We start from the raw sequence: 17,694 nt of genomic DNA on the forward strand, positions 1-17,694 counted from the left end.
ATTAGTCATTAGTCATTAGTCATTACTCATTAGTCATCTTGTTATTTGTCACTAGTTATTCTCCTCCTGCTTCCTCTGCTTCCCCAGGGAAAACGCATCTAAGAATTGGCTGCCCATGTTATCAGTGCTTGCGTTAAACCATCTAAAGTATATTCTTGGGCTTCTACATCTACACGTTCCGAATAAAGCATGACAAGTTTTGGAGGTTTGGGGGCCGATAGAAGCAATACAAACGCCTTCTAAGAATTCGCTAGCATTAGAGTTGTGGGAAAATATATTGTTAGTAAGTTGACAGAAAAATTGCACAGTTTTAGAACTGGCAAAGGTAATTACATCTACATTGCGGTTTTTGAGAGCTAACTCTGCCGCAGGTGCAATACTACTAGGACAACAAGATTGATATGCGGCAACTTCAATTACCTTTGCTCCCTTGAGAGTTAATTCATTAACTAAAACTTCTCTTCCGCCGCTTTCAACTCTGGGAAATAAAACCTTTTTACCATCGAGTCTATCTGGGAAATTTTCTACTAAAGAATCGGCAACAAAGTTGGGGGGAATAAAATCTGGTTGGAGAGAGTGTTGTTTGAGACGTTGGGCTGTTTTCTCGCCAACGACGGCAATTTTGACACCTGCTAAAGCACGGGTATCTTTACCTTGGGCAATTAGTCTTTCAAAAAAGTAGTCTATGCCATTGGTAGAAGTGAGAATTAACCAGTCGAAGTCAGATAAATGAGCGATCGCATCATTCAAAGCTTCCCAACAAGAGGGCGGGCCGATTTCTAAGGTAGGCATTTCGATGACTGTAGCACCTAATGCAATGAGGCGATCGCTAAATTGGCTCGACTGTCCAACTGAACGTGTCACCAAGATTGTTTTACCAGTAAGGGGAAGGGAAGATAGTGAGAAGTTACTTGACATCGCAGGAGGGCTAGGAATTTTGGCTGTAGTAGAATCTTGACAATCTATTTTCTCAGGTTGTAAGTACTTGCGTAGCCCAACAACTTCACCAATTACAATTACTGCCGGAGAAAGGGATAAGTCGGTGGTTTGTTCCAGAATATTGCCTAGTTGCGCTGTCCAAATTTGTTGATCGGGAGTTCCCGCCCACCGGATGATAGCAATGGGTGTTAAGTGCGATCGCCCGTGCCGTACCAGCTGATCTACAATTTCTGGTAGATGTTGCCCCCCCATGAGAATTACCAGTGTATCTAAACGTGAGAGTGCCTCCCAGTCTAAAACCTCTGGTTCATGAGCTGTAAAAACTGCAAAACATCGGCTTAAAACTGGATCTGTCAGGGGAATTCCTGCCAATAACGGAGCTGCAAGGGCTGAGGAAATTCCTGGTATCAGTTCAAAATCACAACCAGATGCTTTCAACGCTTCAATTTCGGAAGTGCAACGCCCAAAAATCAACGGATCGCCTGATTTGAGCCGTACAACTTGTTTTCCTTGCAGACAATGCGTTACTAATAACTTGTTAATCTGTGCTTGGGTTGTACTGGGTTTGCCACCGCGTTTACCGACATCCAACTTTAGGCAGTCAGATGGTACGCATTGCAATAATTGAGCATCTACTAAAGCATCGTAAACTAACACCTGAGCAACAGCTAAGAGATTGTAAGCTTTTACTGTTAGGTATGCGGCATCTCCAGGCCCAGCACCTACGAGGTAAACCTTGCCCCTTTCTTGAATCATTTGTCATTTGTCAATAGTTTTTCTCCTAACTCTTCTGCTTCTTTCCTAGCCCCCAATCCCCTCTATTCAATTCGTCCGCGTATTAATTTGTTGAATTAGCTGATCAATTTGCTCAACCATCTCCTTGTTTTCCTCTGCTTGGAATAACTCTTTGGCTTTTTGGAAATTTAAAACCGCTTCTTCTAGCTGTTGTTCTCTTCCCAAAGCGATGCCCAAATTATAATAAGCATAAGCATAGTTGGGTACAAGGCTAATAGCTTTTTTGTAATGTGCGATCGCTTCTTGTGACTTGCCTTGATCGTCCATTGCATTTCCCAAACCTGTGTAAGCTTGTGCGTGTTTGGGATCAAGGCGAATCGCTTGCTCATATTCGGCGATTGCTTCTGTTAATTTTTCTTGAGCGTATAAAGCACTTGCTAAATTATAGTGAGCGTCTGCATACTTGGGATCGAAACTTATAGCTTTTTTGTACTGAGCGATCGCTTCTTCTAGTTTGCCTTGAGCGTACAGAGCATTTCCCAAGGCGTTATAACTTACTGAATTTTTCGGATCGAAACCAATGGCTGCTGTATATTCGGCGACTGCTTCTGTTGGTTTTCCTTGAGCGTATAAGGCATTCCCTAAGTAATAGTGAGCATCTGCATACTTGGGAGCAAGACTAATGGCTTGATTGTATTGGGCGATCGCATCTTCTAGTTTGCCTTGAGCATACAGGGCATTTCCTAGGTAAAAGTGAGCTTGAGGATACTTAGGATCGAGGGTGATAGCTTGATTATATTGTGCGATCGCCTCTTCTGGTTTGCCTTGATCGCCGAGAGTATTTCCCAAAGCAATATAAGCTTGGACAAATTTTGGTTCTAGTTTAATAGCTTTCCGAAAAGCCGCCTCTGCTGCTTTTAAATTTCCTTGTGTTTGGAGATTGATTCCTTGCTTGTAGTTAGCAACTGCATTTTTATTCTGAGGGAGTGCTGCTTGATTTAAGTTTGGAATTTTTGATAAAACAACGCCAACATCTTTACCAAAGGCACTATTTCCATTACTCAAACACAAGCAGATAATAGCTGCTACCAGTAGATTCTTGTTTTTTAGCATTTTTATTACCTTACCTGCTCGGTTTACATATAATGTCTAGTTTGGCTAATTGCCATCATAAAAACACCCCAGCCCCTCTTTGCTTGATCTTTAGGAAGCAAAAGTGTAGCTTTGGCGGCACTCTAGCAGGAATTATAAGTGATTAACCTAACTTGATACAAGTCTACTCTCATATAAATATCTATTTATACATAATAGACATTTCCATAAATTAATTATGCGTTATTTATAACCCTTGTAGAGACGTATTACTGCTACGTCTCTACATTTTTTTACAAGATGCTTAATAAAGGGACTTGCAAAAAATTAATTATCCCAAATTATTTGTAGATTTGTGGGCACGCAACACCTTGTACCCGGACTATAGGCTATTTATTAACTGCAAGTCCCTAATTAATAAAGATATTTTATGATTAAAAAGTCGTTTCTTAAGTAATTGACGGCGCTTTTGTTTCCATAAGTTTAAGAATGCCTGCAATTAATTTTCGGGGTTAAGAGGCTTGGGTAAATGCATTTGAAACCCAGCTTTCAGTGCTTTTTCCTGGTCATTATTTCTTGCAAAGGCTGTCAAGGCAATTGCTGGGATTTGTCCACCTTGTTCTGGTGTCCAAGTTCGCACTTCATTTATTAACATATAGCCATCCATGTCGGGCATACTAATATCGCTGACCAACACATCTGGCTTTAACTCTGCTAGAGTTTGTAATGCTTCTAAAGCGGAAGATACCGCCATGACAAAAGCCCCATCTTGCTCTAATACAAAAGCAATAAAATCTCTCGAATCATCATCATCATCGACAACTAAAACCCGGATACCAGCGAGGGGTAAGGAGTTATAAGCTAACAATACAGGGTCTTTTTGTTTATCCGTCAGCCTTAAACTTTCATCTGGCAGAAGCGGTAAGCTAACAGTAAATATTGCTCCTTTACCCTCACCGTGGCTTTCTGCTTGGACAATGCCGCCATGCATTTCAATGATATTACGCACAATTGCCAATCCCAGCCCTAATCCACCAAAATTTCTTGTAGAAGTGCTATCTGCTTGGCGGAAGTAATCAAACACATAAGGCAAAAAGTCAGCCCTAATTCCCTTACCTGTATCGCTAACGATTATTTGAGCATAGCCATCAGCTTGTTCTAGCCGTACTTTTACCTTTCCCCCCTTGGGTGTAAATTTGATTGCGTTAGAAAGCAGATTCCAGACGACTTGCTGCAAACGAGTCGAGTCGCCCATAACTTGTCCCATATTCGGTACAAATGTTGTATTCACCTCAATCAACTTTGTTTCTGCCGCTAAACGCATTGTCTGTAGCGCAAACAATATCGTAGATTCTAAGTTAATCTTCGTAATATTCAGCGTCAGTTTGCCCTGTAAAATTCTGGAGATATCTAGCAAGTCCTCAATGAGTTGAACTTGTAAGGTGGCATTCCGCTCGATTGTGGCTAGTGCTTCAGATGTCTTGTTTGGGTCTAATCTGCGGCTTTGCAACAACTTTGACCAGCCGAGAATTGCGTTTAGTGGAGTGCGTAATTCGTGAGAGAGGACGGCTAAAAATTCATCTTTAATTCGATTGGCTGTTTCTGCTTTTGCTCGTGCTACTTGTTCTAATTCCAGCAGGTGCGCCCGTTCTTCAAGTATTTGTTTTTGTTCGTGGATATCTGTACATGTTCCAAACCACTTCACTACAAAACCTTGCTCGTCTTTAAGTGGTAAACCTCGCGCTAGCTGCCAACGATAGGAGTTATCAGCAGCTCGTTTAAAGCGATATTCATTATTATATATAGTGCTATCTTTTACAGCATCAGACCACACCTTATCAGCTCTTTGGACATCATCTGGATGTAATGCTGCTAACCAACCAGAACCCAAGGATTGCTCTAATGTTAGCCCAGTGTATTCGCACCAATTTTGATTAAAATAATCACATTCACCGTTAGCATTAGTTGTCCATACAAGTTGAGGAATTGCCTCAGCCAAGTAACGGTAGCGTTCTTCGCTTTGTCTGAGAATTTCTAAGATACGTTGGCGTTCAAGGATTTCTAGTTGTAATTGCTCGTTAGTTTTGGTAATTTCATCGGTGCGAACAGCAACCATTTCTTCCAGATGATTCTGGTATTTTCGTAGTTCCTCCTCTATCCCTGAGCGTTTGGCTATTTGTGTTTGAAGTTCTTGATTTGCTTGTTCTAATTGAGCAGGGCTAGGAAGTGCCAGTGCTTGTGGAACTAAAGGTACAAGTTGTACTGCTGTAACTACAGATATTAAGGCAGTTACTGCTTTGACAAACCCCGACACCCAATAGGTTGGATGCCAAAGTGTCCAAATCTCCATTAAATGAGTAGTGCCGCAAGCTACGATAAATCCACTAAACAACAGAAAAATCCAATCAAAGGGCAAATCTTTTCGCTTGCGGACAAAGTAGAAGAGTGTAGCTGGAATCGAGTAATAAGCTAGTGCAATGAATGCGTCAGATAATATGTGTAACCAAACTAAATTCGTTTGCCATAGATAGCAATGTCCATGTGGAATAAATGATTCTGATGTAAAAAAGTTAGTCCACAATTGTGATATTATGTCTGACATAAATACTTAATTTTTCTAATCGATAAAATCTACTAACATCGTGTCTGAAAATAGGAATAAGATAATGACGATAGGAACCATATATTCCTACGGATAGGCAAGCTAAGTGCAGTATCTCGTAGAGAAGAACGCATATTCCTACGGATAAGCAAGCTGCGCCTAGCGTCTCGTAGAGAAGAGCGCAAAGGTAAGAGAGTTGGAAAGGGTTTTTGCATCAGTACTGTGAACTTTTGAAAAATTGGGATGCTTCCTTCGATTGTAATTGTAAAAGCTATGAAGGGAGTGGTCAAACTTGCGAAAATTGCGGACATTCAAGACAGTTTGCTTAAGTATTCATTTTCTTCTTCCTTTGCAGTTCGTTAAAAAAAGTTGACTTTGATAATGAATTACTCCCTTCCCTCTGCAAGATTACGAACCTTATTTTATATTTTCTTTGCGTGCTTTGCATCTTCGCGGTTTTTAAATAGATACTCCTTGGGTGGGAAGAAAGTATGCTAATTACGCCAGATATTGGTAAATTTCAAATAAAAACCATTCTCACCATAATGATGGGAATGGTAAAAAATTAGGAGATAGAATAGAAAAAATTAATCTCACAAATTCTCATTAAAGTTAAGATTAACTTGACTTAGCGCTCATTTTATCTACCAGTTGAGTGATTTTTTTAGCTTTTTCCGGTTGGCGCTGTTTTTGTAATAAATCTTTAGCTTGTATCAAGTTAGTTTTAGCTTCTTCTTCTCGCTTTTGCTGCATGAGAATATTTGCCAGACGCAAGTAAGCATCAGGATTTTCGGACTGCGGCGAATTACTTCCCGAAATAATTCTGTTGCTTCTTCTACTTGTCCTTGCTGGTTTAAAACGTCTCCTAAAAACAAGCGCACTACATCATTAGTAGAGTTGATAGAAATCACTTTACGAAAGGCTGTTTCTGCACCTTGGTAATCTTTTGCTTGGGCAAGATTGATTCCTTTTTGAAACAAATTTGAGGTAATCAAAGTTTTCCAAGCGAAATAGCCAAGAATTGATAGACTGAGAACAACTACAAGAGCAGCGATAATAGAACTCGTGGGAAAGGTTTCTAGCATTGTCTAAGCCAAAAGACAGGCGATAGGAAAAATCAGATATTCCATAAAAAAGAGTTTCCAGATAAATTGGTAGAATTGAGCGATCGCACTTTTATCTTGTAAGTCTACCGTCAAACTCCGCAACCACAGCCAAGCCAACAGCCCAAATGAGCAATTACTAGGAATATAGCGTTAACTGAGGCGACACGTAGCACCCCAACCAGAATTATTCCCAGATAGCAAGCAGTTATTACCCAAAGAGCTAGATTGAACACAGCTTGGGGGCCAAGTTTAATAGTGAAAGTAGTAATATTGTAGAGGCGATCGCCTTCCATATCGGGGATATCTTTAAAGATAGCGATCGCAAAGGTAAACACCAAAATAAATAACGTCAGTACCCATACCACAGGCGGAATTGTTTGGCTTTGTTGCAACGCCCAACTGTAATGCAGATACAGCCCTAAGTTAACAATCGTACCGCGCACCGAAAAAATACACAGCGCCGCCCAAACGGGAAACTGTTTTAAGCGAATTGGCGGTAAAGAATAAGCAGTACCAATGGCCAAACTAATCGCCACCATACCCAATAAGAACGGCCCAGTTAGCCACGCCACAACTAGCGCCAAAATCCCAGTAGAAGCAACAATTAATTGCCCTGTTTGCTGAGAAAACTCACCAGACGCTAAGGGTAAATGAGGCTTATTAATCTTGTCAATTTCCACATCTTCTAATTGATTCAGCCCGACAATATAGACATTGCCACACAGACAGGCAATCCAAGCGCCCAAAACAGAGAGTAGGGAATACGTTGTAGAGACGCGATTCATCGCACCTGTACTAACGGCAATAGCAATTAAATATAAACCCAAAACACTCAGACTTGTACCAATAATCGTGTGAGGGCGAGAGAATTTCCAGAAGGCGTATAACCACTGCAAATATGATTGAACAGGTTTGCGTGGCAAAGGTGTGTTTTGAGAACTTTGGCTCATGAGTAGCTTAAATACAATATTCTGGCTGGTTGTTAATCATTGTCACAGAATTTGGTCATCAGACTTCTTGTATGAATCAAAGTAGATTAATTGACATACTCCGGTTAACCTAAGCATGGGGGACGACCTCCATGCTTAAGTTAACGGCTTTAAACCCATTTTCTCGCTAAAAATTTTGAGATTAGTTTGTAGTGAAGATTTTAGTCCCGACTACAAACATTAACAAACTTTGGGGGTTTAAGTCCCCAGCAAGACAGGCAACCCGTTTTGTGACGGGGATTTAGACCCCGACACAAAACGTAATTGCGTTAGCGAGTCCGCGAGCGTCATTGCGAATTGTTTTAATTACTTATTCCCGCACAATAAGCCAAACCGAACTAACCCACGCTCATAACCGCGACGCATCAACCCCAGCGATAATGCCCCTTGAATGGTAGTCCAACCAGCATTTAGTAAGCCCCAAAACGCTTGGGGAGTGAACGCCGAATCAATGACTACATTCCAAAAGGGAGCAACGGCGGTTGACCAATCGGCGGTGCGAATATTGTTTAATGGAAGTTGACGGGCTATGCTTTCATACTCTGGTAAAGAAATCACATAAGGCAAACAATACACCCGATAAATATCCTGCAAATGCTTTTCCTCATCCGCCGTCAGTGGTAACTTATCAATCGGTCGATGACACCAAGTCACCATAATTAACTTACCACCAGGTTTCAGCACCCGATAGCACTCCTGGAGAAATTTAGTTTTATCTGGCATGTGTTCACCACTTTCCAGCGACCAAACCAAATCAAAAGAATCGTTAGCAAAGGGCATTTCTTGAGCATTAGCGACCTGAAACTGAGTTTTTAGACTCAAATTTGCCTCCGCAGCACGTTCCGTTGCTCTGGCAGCTTGCACAGGACTCAAAGTAATCCCTGTAGCCTTAGCATGAAACTTTTCAGCCAGGTATAAAGAACTCCCCCCAATGCCACAACCTACATCTAGGATATTTTCTGCTGCTTCTACCCCTGCCCAATTGAGCAGTTCTTCGATTAAATCAATTTGAGCTTGACGACGGTCTTTTTTCTCACTACCATCAGCGCCGTAATAACCGTGGTGCATGTGTTCGCCCCAAATCTGTTCCCACAGACCAGAGGAAGCATCGTAGAATTGTTGAATTTGCTGGTAAAGTGTTGCACTCATGAAAAAAATAGTATTGAGACGAAGTAGAATTCAAAAAAAATATACTGGTAGGCTACCATGTATGTTTTTAATTAAATAAGGGTATTTTTGCTCTAAGGAAGATAAACCAAGATTTATCCTCTCTGACAAAATTGATTGGTCTTACCTTAATAAACTGTTCTTACTAAAATTTATACCAATTATCCCCAAAAACCTACAGATACAAAGAGGTGAAAACCCAGATTTAACCTAACTTTCTTAATTACGAATTACGAATTACGTAAGTTGCTTCTCGCCTTTGGCGAGTATTACAAATTAATTATGACTGTCGCTCGCACAATTTGTTTAGGATTTATCGCTGTTATCACTATCGGTACTGTGCTGTTGATGATGCCTTTCTCAACTAGCGCTGGTACTTGGGATAATCCAATTGTGGCACTATTCACCTCGACATCCGCAGTTTGTGTCACAGGTTTATCAGTAGTTGATCCTGGTACTTATTTTTCTTTTTGGGGTCAGTTATTTATTGCGCTATTAGCTCAGATTGGTGGGTTGGGCTATATGACAACAACCACATTTCTGATTTTGCTCATTGGTCGTAAGTTTGATATGCGGCAAAAAATAGCCATACAACAAGCTTTAGACCGACCGGGAATGAGTGGCAGCACCCAAGTTATCCGTTCAATTATTGCCACAACTTTAATTTTTGAAATTACTGGAGTATTCTTACTTTTACCAGCCTTTGTTCCAGATTATGGGTGGAGTGAAGGACTTTGGTTAGCGATTTTTCATAGCATCAATGCTTGGAATAATGCTGGATTTAGTTTATTTAAAGATAACTTAATTGGCTATCAGTCATCCTTCTTAGTAGTCTTCACCATCACTATGTTGATTATCTTTGGGGGAATTGGCTATCAGGTAATTATGGAAATGTATATTTGGTTGCGCGATCGCATTCTCAAAAAAACTCAAATTCAAATATTTACTTTAGATTTCAAAGTTGCGATCAGTACAACAATTATATTATTACTAATCGGAATATTGGCATTTTTCTGTATAGAAATCAGAAACCCGGAAACATTTGGTTCTTTAAATTTCCGTGACCAAGTATTAGTAGCTTGGTTTCAATCAGTTACTCCGAGAACTGCTGGTTTTAACACCATAGATATTGGTAAAATGACCACTGCTGGTCTATTTATTACAATTGCATTAATGTTTATTGGTGCAAGCCCAGGTGGTACAGGGGGAGGCATGAAAACAACAACTTTGAGAGTCCTCACCAGTTGTACCAAAGCGATCCTCCAGGGGAAAGAAGAAGTTTTATTGTATGAACGCAAAATAGCAATAAATTTAATCTTGAAAGCTGTGGGTGTGTTAGTAGGTTCAGTAGCAACCGTGATTTTAGCCACCATTTTAATTAGTCTCACAGATCCAACATTAGATTTTATTAAAATTTTGTTTGAAGTGGTATCAGCCTTCGCTACCGTAGGGCTTTCTACAGGCATTACAGGAACTATCTCTACAGCAGCAAAGCTCATCTTAATTGTTACTATGTACGTTGGCAGAGTAGGTGTTTTACTACTGATGTCTGCCGTACTAGGAGATCCCCGCCCCACTAGAATTCACTATCCTGAAGAAAATTTACTTGTGGGATAGAGAGTAGGGAGTAAGGGATGAGGGAGCAGGGGAGGCAGGGGGAGAATAACTAATGACCAATGACCAATGACTAATGACTAATGACTAATGACTAATGACTAACAACTAAACTGATAAAATATACATTGTAAGGCAAAAAATAAAATTTTTAATTCAAGCGGTATAACCGTTTTTTGCCCTAAATACAGGGAGCCATAATAAGGATAACAACGGTGAATCTGTCATCATTAAGTTTTTTTCGCAGTTTACGTAAAGATAACCACCAATTTGCTGTAATTGGGTTAGGTCGTTTTGGTAGGTCTGTTTGTTCCACACTACACAATTTTGGCTATCAAGTGCTAGCAACAGATATTGATGAAAAACGAGTTTCAGAAGCATTAACTGAGGGAATCGTTGGTCATGCTTTGCAACTAGACTCTACAGAACCAGCCGCACTCAAAGAAGCTGGAATTTTTGAATTTGATACTGTAATCGTAGCGATTGGCAACTACGTTCAAGAAAGCATCATAACTACTCTAAATGTCAAAGAAGCTGGTGTCCCCCATGTAGTTGCCAAAGCTTCTAGTGAAGTTCACCGGAAACTGTTGCGGCGAGTAGGAGCAGATCATGTTGTTTTTCCTGAGTATGAAGCGGGCTGTGCGTTAGCGCGTACACTTACCAAACCAGCAATCCTAGATCGGTTTGATCTAGACCCAGATAACAGTATTGTAGAGTTGATTGTGCCTGACGAATTTCACGACAAAACAATCACTGAGCTTCAACTTCGTAACCGCTACGGTTTAAATTTGCTAGCAGTGAGCCAGGATGGAAAATTTATAATTAATCCTGACCCCACCAAGCGTTTAGAGCGTGGTTCAGCAATGGTCGTTATTGGTTGCAATAAAGATATCAACCGTTTACCAATTTAAAAAAGATAGGAGTTATTAAATATTAAGGAAAATAAAAGCACCAGTCGCCAGAATTAATGCTAAATTCTGGTAACTGGCGAATAAATTCTTCTTTTATTTCTAACTCTGAGTTTTTTATAAGAAGAATTCAGAACTCAGGACTCAGAATTCAGTATTCAGTATGAATTCTGTACGAGTGGGTGACGAATATTGGTTAAAACCGTACAACTCTTAAAGACGCTACCGCGAACGTCCCCCTGCGCTAACGCCCGAAGTAAAGCGAAAAAAATTAAAATATTCTCGCCTTAAAACTCTATCCCTTTATGGGTAGAGTATTCTGTATTCTGAATTCTGTATTCTGACTCCTGTTTTATTGTCCAGAATTGGTTGAAGTAGGCTGGAATTCAACTGAGACAGGCACATTGTCAGGGTTAGCTGAAGTTTCTGGTTGATTTGGCGTTTGTCGCTTAAGTCTTTGCACTAAATTACTTGTAGTAGCTGTTTGATTGGCTTGAGGTTTTTGTTGCCCAGCCTTCTGGGCTATTTGCTGCATTAGCTGCTCAATTTTTTCAGCTTGTTCAATGTTGCCTTGCTCACGATACTCATTATGAGCGCGTTTTAAGACTCCACTGGCTTTGTTGATCTCGCCCTGATTATATAAAGTGACTCCCAAATTATAGTAAGTTGAGGCATTTTTAGGATTTTGGCGAATAGCTTGCCGATAAACAGAAATAGCCTCAGAAGCTTGACCATGAATTGCTAGCAAATTTGCCATATTGTTGTAGGCTACGGCATTTTTAGGATCTAGCTGTAAGGCTTGGCGATAAGTAGCGATCGCAGGTTCTATTTGACCTTGTTGTTGCAAAGCGATCGCTAAGTTAAAATAAGCATTGGCATTGCTGCTATCTAGACTAATTGCTTTTTGGTATGCTGCAATCGCTTCTTCTAACTGTCCTTGTTGATACAGCGCCAAACCCAGATTATACAGCGCTGCTACCCTTGTGGAATCTATCACCAAGCTCTGGCGATAAGCCGTAATCGCTGCATTTTTTTCTCCTTGTCGATGCAACACCAATCCTAAGTTATAATAAGCCTCGCTAAAATTGGGATTAATCCTAATCGCCTCTGTATATTCTTGTAAAGCTACATCCAGGCGATTTTGCTCCATGAATATATTCCCCAGATAATTTCGTGCTGCCCCAAGGTTAGAATCTCGCTCTAGCGCTTGACGAAAGGCATATTCCGCACCCTGTAAGTCTTTGCGATTATAGCGCGTCACTCCCTGCTGGAAAAAGCTAGCTGCTTCGAGATCCTGAGAAATTGCAGTTTCTGCCAGCAGCTTACTTTCTGGAAAATTAGTAATTATTGGTGCAGCCAAAACCAAAAACGTAAAGGAAGTAAACAGAAATCTGAGTAGGGGCTTTTGCTGAATAGGGCTTCGGTGAAATGTCACTTTAAATAAGCTGTGAAACCATTGATGAGATTGAGATTTTTTAGACATGAGTGGCATAGTTGTACTTATGCTTATATGTTTATAAGTCAGAGTACCCACCACAGCATAAAAAATTACAAATCAAAAAATTAAAAATTTTTCACACTGTGAGCGTCCCACTTTTGCTAAAACATCCCTGTCATTATTCCGGGGTATTGTACAGATTTTATAATCTGGTAATCAACAAATAAGTTCAAACCAACAGCTCTTTTACTTTCACGCCATCTCTCTTGATTACATAAGCTGGAACACCGACAACAACACAATTGCTAGGAACATCTTTGACTACGACTGCATTCGCTCCTACTGTGACATTATCATTGACAATTATCTTACCAATCAATTTTGCTCCTGCATTTATCGTTACATTATTGCCAATTATCGGATGCTCATTTTCACTGCTATATCCTATCGTAACCTGTTGATTAATCCAGCAATTATCACCAATACTTTCTGCTGAAACTATAGTACTAAATCCATGTTGAATAAATAGCCCAGAACCAATATTATCACAATATAAAAATAGGCTTGGGCATTCTCTATAAAAAAACTTGATAATATGCATAAATATAAATCCAATAAAGTTACTTTTTTTAATCCTGTAATAGTAAAGAGTTCTAAATTCTGGATATTTATAAAGCAAATATAGCAAGTTAAGCCAGTCAAAATTATCATTGAGATGAAGAATCTTTGCCCATCGTCTTACATCCACAAGAATTACTTCTTTGTTTGTACTAACCATAAACGGTATGAGCATCGGAGAATTCATTATCTGGATGAAAGCTTTGACCAATTTAATGGCGAAATCACGCATAAAATTACTCGGATTAGATGTTGTAATTCTCTAAAAAAATACAATTTGCTGAAGTTCAGCCACTTAAAGCTAACATGACGTATAATATACCAAAATTAGTAATTTCATTTTCCTTTTGCATCAAAGTTTACAGCTTTTCGTGGCATTTGAAACTTCAGCGAACCTCTTGCCCTTATGCCGGATTTCTCACCACACCTCTTAAAGCCTGTGCAAGTGCCGGGGAGAAGTAATAAGTAATAAGTAATGAGTAAGAAGTAAGAAGTTTTTACTCATTACTCATTACTCATTACTTCTCTTCTGCTCCATCAAACGCCTTGAGCTTGTGAGGAATGCGGGTTATGCCTGACTAAGGACTCTTACGGCTTCCGGCAAAATTAGCATGGCATCACCAAAGGAATAGAAACGATAGCCTGAAGCGATCGCTTCGTTGTATATATTTAATAACCGTTTTCTGCCAATTAGCGCACTTACCAACATCAACAAACTAGAACGTGGTAGGTGGAAATTAGTAATCAAACCATCCACAACCCGCCATTGATAGCCGGGATAAATAAACAAGTCTGTTTTACCGCAAAATGGTTGTAAGTTGCCAGATTGAGCCGCCCCTTCTAAAGCTCTTACTACCGTTGTTCCCACAGCAATAATTCGACCGCCAGCAGCTTTTGTGGCGCGGATTTGCTCTACTGTAGCGGTGGGGACTTCAATCCATTCTTCATGCATCTGATGGGTAGTTACATCCTCCACTTCTACAGGGCGAAATGTGCCGACACCAACGTGCAGCGTTACAAAAGCTTGATTAATATTGCGATCGCCCAACTTTTGTAATAATTCTGGGGTAAAGTGTAATCCTGCCGTCGGCGCTGCGATCGCTCCTGGCTGTTTAGCATAAACTGTTTGATATTGCTCATCAGCAGCTTCTGAGGTAGTGATATAAGGTGGTAAAGGTACTTCTCCAAATACCTCTAACAGTTGCACCAAAGACTTTCCCTCTGGCACATCAAATTGCAACAAACGCCCCCCTGTTGCTGCGTCTGTTTCTAAAACCGTAGCCGTGAGTTGGGGACTGCGTACTGGGTACTGGATACTGGGTACTAGGGAAGAATCTTTACAATCCTTAATTCCTAATTGCCTTGGTTCAAAAAGAATCTTCGCTCCCTGTTTGAAGCTTTTTCCTGGCTTAACCAAAGCTAACCAACAATTATGCTGCCGTTCTTCCAACAGCAACACCTGGATTTTCGCACCAGTGGATTTATGACCATAAAGCCGCGCTGGTATGACTCTTGTATTGTTCATAACTAACAAATCACCAGAACGCAGCAGTGCAGGCAAATCATGGAAAATATGGTGTAGGGGTGCTGTTTCGATGCCTGTAGTCGGAGAATTAATCACCAGTAACCGTGAGCTATCTCTAGGAACTGCTGGGTTTTGGGCAATGAGTTCTGGAGGTAGTTCGTAGTCATAGCCAGCTACCGAGCAATCTAATTCAAAATCTTTTGTTTGTGGACGAGATGTATCTTTCAAATTGGCTTCTACTAGTTTTTGCTTTATTTTAGTATTTATACTCTCCTAAAAAAGCTGGATTGAGCTTTCTCTTTTAAAGGAACTTTAAGGCATCTTCGCTCAGTTTTGCCGCTAGGCTATAAGATTGTTACTATTAAGTAACACGGAAAAATTAACATAAAAATTGGGTAAACCTCCCCATCTAAAAACGGGGGCTTTTACCCTACCGGGAAGAGGCACTTATTGACGAATATAGATATGTAGGATTGGCTTTGATCCCAAGCACCAACAAACATGGAATACTTGTACTATCTGGCAAATGCCAGTCTAACCCTGAGGGTCGTTCAACACCTCCACGCTAGACCCCAGACACCAGTTTCATTCGTCACCGTAATTCATCAAATTGATGGCTGGGTGGTTAGGATCAAACTCAAAGGTCAAGTCTCGCCCCAAGAAGATGGCGACTTTCGCGCTTTTCTAAATGAATTAGGAATTAGCTACGAGCCGCCAATGAGGGTGCAAATGGCACTTTGGAGTTTGGAAGCCGGACAATGCCCTGTGGAGGTGATGCGTCGCTATCAGGTTGCGATCGTTTCTCACGGTAGTCCAGAAAGAGATGAAATTGAAGCGTTCCGGCAACAGTTTGTCCGGGGCTTAGGCTACTGCCCAGAAACTTTGGCGTAACATTATTTTGGTTAACGCCACTACAAAATTATTGGTCATTGGTAATGAAGATATTTTATCCATTACCGATTAACCATTATCAATTGAAGAGTCGAAAGCTGCGGGGATATATTCTTGCAGCTTCAACTTATATCCGGGTAGTGATGAAGTAGCTAGAGCTTCCTGGTTGGCTGTAACCCCAGTCAGATTTTTTAATACCCTTTGGCCGTAGACAATAGCAACATCAAATCGACAAGAATAATCTGCCTTCTCAGGGTACTGGGCTAAGAATATTCCTGCTGTCCGACAGATTTTTGCTTGCTTTTGTGGGTGATTGCGCTTCTTCCCCCTGCATCCCAACTACCTGAACTGCGGGTTTTAACTTCAACAAATGCCAATATTAAGTCCTGAGTGCTGAGTTTTTCTACTGCCCCTCTATCATATTCAGCAATAATATCGATTTCTCCCCAGCGACAAGAAAAGCGACGATGAAGAATTATCCAACCTGTAGCTTGCAACCATTGGGCTACTAGGTCTTCTCCTAAATGACCAATATCTGGATAATGAGATGGAGGAAGGTTAGCCATTGACTAAAAATATGATGAATTCTGTAAATTCTAGGTTAAGCGATGCCTGCGGCGGTCTACGCCTACTACGCACAACGAGTTCTACACTCGACTTATCCCCAATAAAATTTGGCTTAAAGTATAAACTAAAACATCTTGATTGGACAAACATACTCAGCTTATTACTGTGGGGAATAATTGCCATCACTGTAACGGTCGGTTTGCCTCCAACAGCTTTGGCACTCGAATATAATAAGGAAATTTTGGTTGAGGCTGATTTTTCAGGACGTGATTTAACAGACTCTAGCTTTACCAAAGCTAATCTTCGCCAAAGCAACTTCAGCCACGCTAATTTGAACGGTGTCAGTTTTTTTGCAGCAAATTTAGAGTCTGCGAATTTAGAGGGTTCTGACTTGAGAAATGCCACTTTAGACTCGGCTCGTTTAGTCAGAGCAAATTTGACAAATGCACTGCTGGAGGGTGCTTTTGCTGCTAACGCCAGATTTGATGGTGCAATCATTGACGGGGCAGATTTTACCGATACGCTGCTGCGTTCCGATGAGCAAAAAAAATTGTGCAAACTTGCCAAAGGGACTAATCCCATTACAGGACGAGATACGCGTGACACGTTGTTTTGTCCTTAGTAGTTTTCTACCTGGGTATGGGGTATGGGGCATTGGTTAATATTTATTTTCCATTCCCTTTATCTCCCATTGCTCCCTCTGTTTCCGGTAGTTGTACCCCTTTGGGGAAGCAGGCTAGCAAGAGCGTCTCGTAGAGAAGTGCTGTTTCCTCTGTTCCTCAAAATATTGAGCATTTACCAACCACGGGCACCAATCTTTTGACAAACAATTTTCATTCCTTTGCCTGGTGAAGAACTTGCTACAAAAGGTATTTCTCCTTTTTCCTTATCCTCTTCAAGTAGCTGTCCTTCTGGCCCGTAAATCGCAATGCGATTGCGAAAAATCCGTGATTCTGTGCAAGATGCATCAAAGGTAGTCTCGAAGATGCCATCTCCATACACTCCGTAAAGCTTGTATGTCGTGCCCTTAATAGTTTTCGTGTCTAGAGCTACGCTGTTTCCTAATTTATCGTGCCCCACAGTAATATATCTTTCGGTATCTTGAGCGTTCGCACTACCACTGCTTAATAAAATCGCGATCGCTCCCACAATCCCGCCTAACTTAAAATACATACAGTTTCAAAATATAATATTTCATATATTTTTATCCGCAATCAAAGGGGTTCTGGCAGGGTAAAAGCACTGAAATCAAGACAGAGCAAGGTGTTATACTAGTTAGTAATACTTTATCAGTTGCTAAGACCTTCACTCTCTTACGCGGTCTATTAGGCTTTAAAGTTTTAAGTTTGACTTTATCTAGCAGTGGTAATATTTGCTCTCTTTCATTTCCATTAGCTGGAGTTGTACAGTTAGCTAAAGGCATTCCATTGCCATGCGCCCATACAGTATATATGGTTCATATACATGAAAACTGTTGTAAAAGTTTTTTTGCGTAAGTATTAC

10 protein-coding genes and 5 pseudogenes are annotated in these 17,694 nt (G+C 40.6%); 4 read left to right on the forward strand and 11 right to left on the reverse strand.

Translation table 11 applies throughout. The annotated features are described in order from the left end of the window. Positions 1-98: 98 nt before the first annotated feature. The 6 genes and pseudogenes from cobA to ANSO36C_RS19925 all read right to left on the reverse strand — a co-directional run bounded on the left by cobA (position 99) and on the right by ANSO36C_RS19925 (position 8,612). Positions 99-1,695 (reverse strand): annotated as a pseudogene (gene cobA, locus ANSO36C_RS19900) (uroporphyrinogen-III C-methyltransferase). Between the two features lie 66 nt (positions 1,696-1,761). Then, positions 1,762-2,787: a tetratricopeptide repeat protein gene (locus ANSO36C_RS19905; protein WP_251955918.1), complete on the reverse strand. Its 1,026-nt coding sequence runs from the start codon at positions 2,785-2,787 to the stop codon at positions 1,762-1,764. 428 nt (positions 2,788-3,215) lie between these two features. Further along, positions 3,216-5,356 (reverse strand): annotated as a pseudogene (locus ANSO36C_RS19910) (ATP-binding protein). A gap of 630 nt (positions 5,357-5,986) precedes the next feature. Continuing rightward, positions 5,987-6,453, reverse strand: a pseudogene (locus ANSO36C_RS19915) (tetratricopeptide repeat protein). Positions 6,454-6,456: 3 nt separating this feature from the next. After that, positions 6,457-7,424: pseudogene (locus tag ANSO36C_RS19920) on the reverse strand (homogentisate phytyltransferase). Between the two features lie 345 nt (positions 7,425-7,769). Then, a complete protein-coding gene (locus tag ANSO36C_RS19925; protein ID WP_251955919.1) occupies positions 7,770-8,612 on the reverse strand; it encodes a methyltransferase domain-containing protein in 843 nt (280 codons plus the stop codon). Between the two features lie 300 nt (positions 8,613-8,912). Here ANSO36C_RS19925 and ANSO36C_RS19930 point away from each other — a divergent pair, with 300 nt between their 5' ends. Both ANSO36C_RS19930 and ANSO36C_RS19935 read left to right on the forward strand, forming a co-directional pair. After that, the gene (locus ANSO36C_RS19930; RefSeq protein ID WP_251955920.1) at positions 8,913-10,247 is read left to right on the forward strand and encodes a TrkH family potassium uptake protein; all 1,335 of its coding nucleotides are present in this window, start codon (positions 8,913-8,915) and stop codon (positions 10,245-10,247) included. A gap of 212 nt (positions 10,248-10,459) precedes the next feature. Then, complete coding sequence (locus tag ANSO36C_RS19935; RefSeq protein WP_190910465.1) at positions 10,460-11,155, forward strand: potassium channel family protein; 696 nt, start codon at positions 10,460-10,462, stop codon at positions 11,153-11,155. A gap of 349 nt (positions 11,156-11,504) precedes the next feature. Here the strand turns inward: ANSO36C_RS19935 and ANSO36C_RS19940 are convergent, their stop codons facing one another. The 3 genes from ANSO36C_RS19940 to queA all read right to left on the reverse strand — a co-directional run bounded on the left by ANSO36C_RS19940 (position 11,505) and on the right by queA (position 14,961). Beyond that, complete coding sequence (locus tag ANSO36C_RS19940; RefSeq protein WP_251955922.1) at positions 11,505-12,635, reverse strand: tetratricopeptide repeat protein; 1,131 nt, start codon at positions 12,633-12,635, stop codon at positions 11,505-11,507. A 184-nt stretch (positions 12,636-12,819) separates the two neighbouring features. After that, positions 12,820-13,440, reverse strand: coding sequence for a serine O-acetyltransferase (locus ANSO36C_RS19945; protein WP_251955923.1), 621 nt, complete (start codon positions 13,438-13,440; stop codon positions 12,820-12,822). A gap of 336 nt (positions 13,441-13,776) precedes the next feature. Then, positions 13,777-14,961: a tRNA preQ1(34) S-adenosylmethionine ribosyltransferase-isomerase QueA gene (queA, locus tag ANSO36C_RS19950; RefSeq protein ID WP_410174622.1), complete on the reverse strand. Its 1,185-nt coding sequence runs from the start codon at positions 14,959-14,961 to the stop codon at positions 13,777-13,779. A 273-nt stretch (positions 14,962-15,234) separates the two neighbouring features. On the opposite strand from queA, the gene ANSO36C_RS19955 reads away from it, so the two are divergent. Continuing rightward, a complete protein-coding gene (locus ANSO36C_RS19955; RefSeq protein ID WP_094333021.1) occupies positions 15,235-15,624 on the forward strand; it encodes a hypothetical protein in 390 nt (129 codons plus the stop codon). A gap of 69 nt (positions 15,625-15,693) precedes the next feature. Here the strand turns inward: ANSO36C_RS19955 and ANSO36C_RS19960 are convergent. After that, positions 15,694-16,190, reverse strand: a pseudogene (locus ANSO36C_RS19960) (YraN family protein). On the opposite strand from ANSO36C_RS19960, the gene ANSO36C_RS19965 reads away from it, so the two are divergent. Next, positions 16,190-16,813: a pentapeptide repeat-containing protein gene (locus ANSO36C_RS19965; protein WP_251955924.1), complete on the forward strand. Its 624-nt coding sequence runs from the start codon at positions 16,190-16,192 to the stop codon at positions 16,811-16,813. The pseudogene ANSO36C_RS19960 and the gene ANSO36C_RS19965 overlap by 1 nt on opposite strands. A 173-nt stretch (positions 16,814-16,986) precedes the next feature. On the opposite strand, the gene ANSO36C_RS19970 is transcribed toward ANSO36C_RS19965, so the two are convergent. Further along, a complete protein-coding gene (locus tag ANSO36C_RS19970; RefSeq protein ID WP_251955925.1) occupies positions 16,987-17,364 on the reverse strand; it encodes a hypothetical protein in 378 nt (125 codons plus the stop codon). Positions 17,365-17,694 lie beyond the last annotated feature (330 nt).

The sequence above is a fragment of the Nostoc cf. commune SO-36 genome, from assembly GCF_023734775.1.
Lineage (GTDB): Bacteria > Cyanobacteriota > Cyanobacteriia > Cyanobacteriales > Nostocaceae > Nostoc > Nostoc commune_A.

Bases quoted from the DNA above. Each gene is read 5' to 3' on its own strand.
- ANSO36C_RS19905 (WP_251955918.1), bottom strand. From the start codon at position 2,787: ATGCTAAAAAACAAGAATCTACTGGTAGCAGCTATTATCTGCTTGTGT.
- ANSO36C_RS19925 (WP_251955919.1), bottom strand. From the start codon at position 8,612: ATGAGTGCAACACTTTACCAGCAAATTCAACAATTCTACGATGCTTCC.
- ANSO36C_RS19955 (WP_094333021.1), top strand. From the start codon at position 15,235: ATGGAATACTTGTACTATCTGGCAAATGCCAGTCTAACCCTGAGGGTC.
- ANSO36C_RS19945 (WP_251955923.1), bottom strand. From the start codon at position 13,440: ATGCGTGATTTCGCCATTAAATTGGTCAAAGCTTTCATCCAGATAATG.
- ANSO36C_RS19930 (WP_251955920.1), top strand. From the start codon at position 8,913: ATGACTGTCGCTCGCACAATTTGTTTAGGATTTATCGCTGTTATCACT.
- ANSO36C_RS19970 (WP_251955925.1), bottom strand. From the start codon at position 17,364: ATGTATTTTAAGTTAGGCGGGATTGTGGGAGCGATCGCGATTTTATTA.
- ANSO36C_RS19940 (WP_251955922.1), bottom strand. From the start codon at position 12,635: ATGTCTAAAAAATCTCAATCTCATCAATGGTTTCACAGCTTATTTAAA.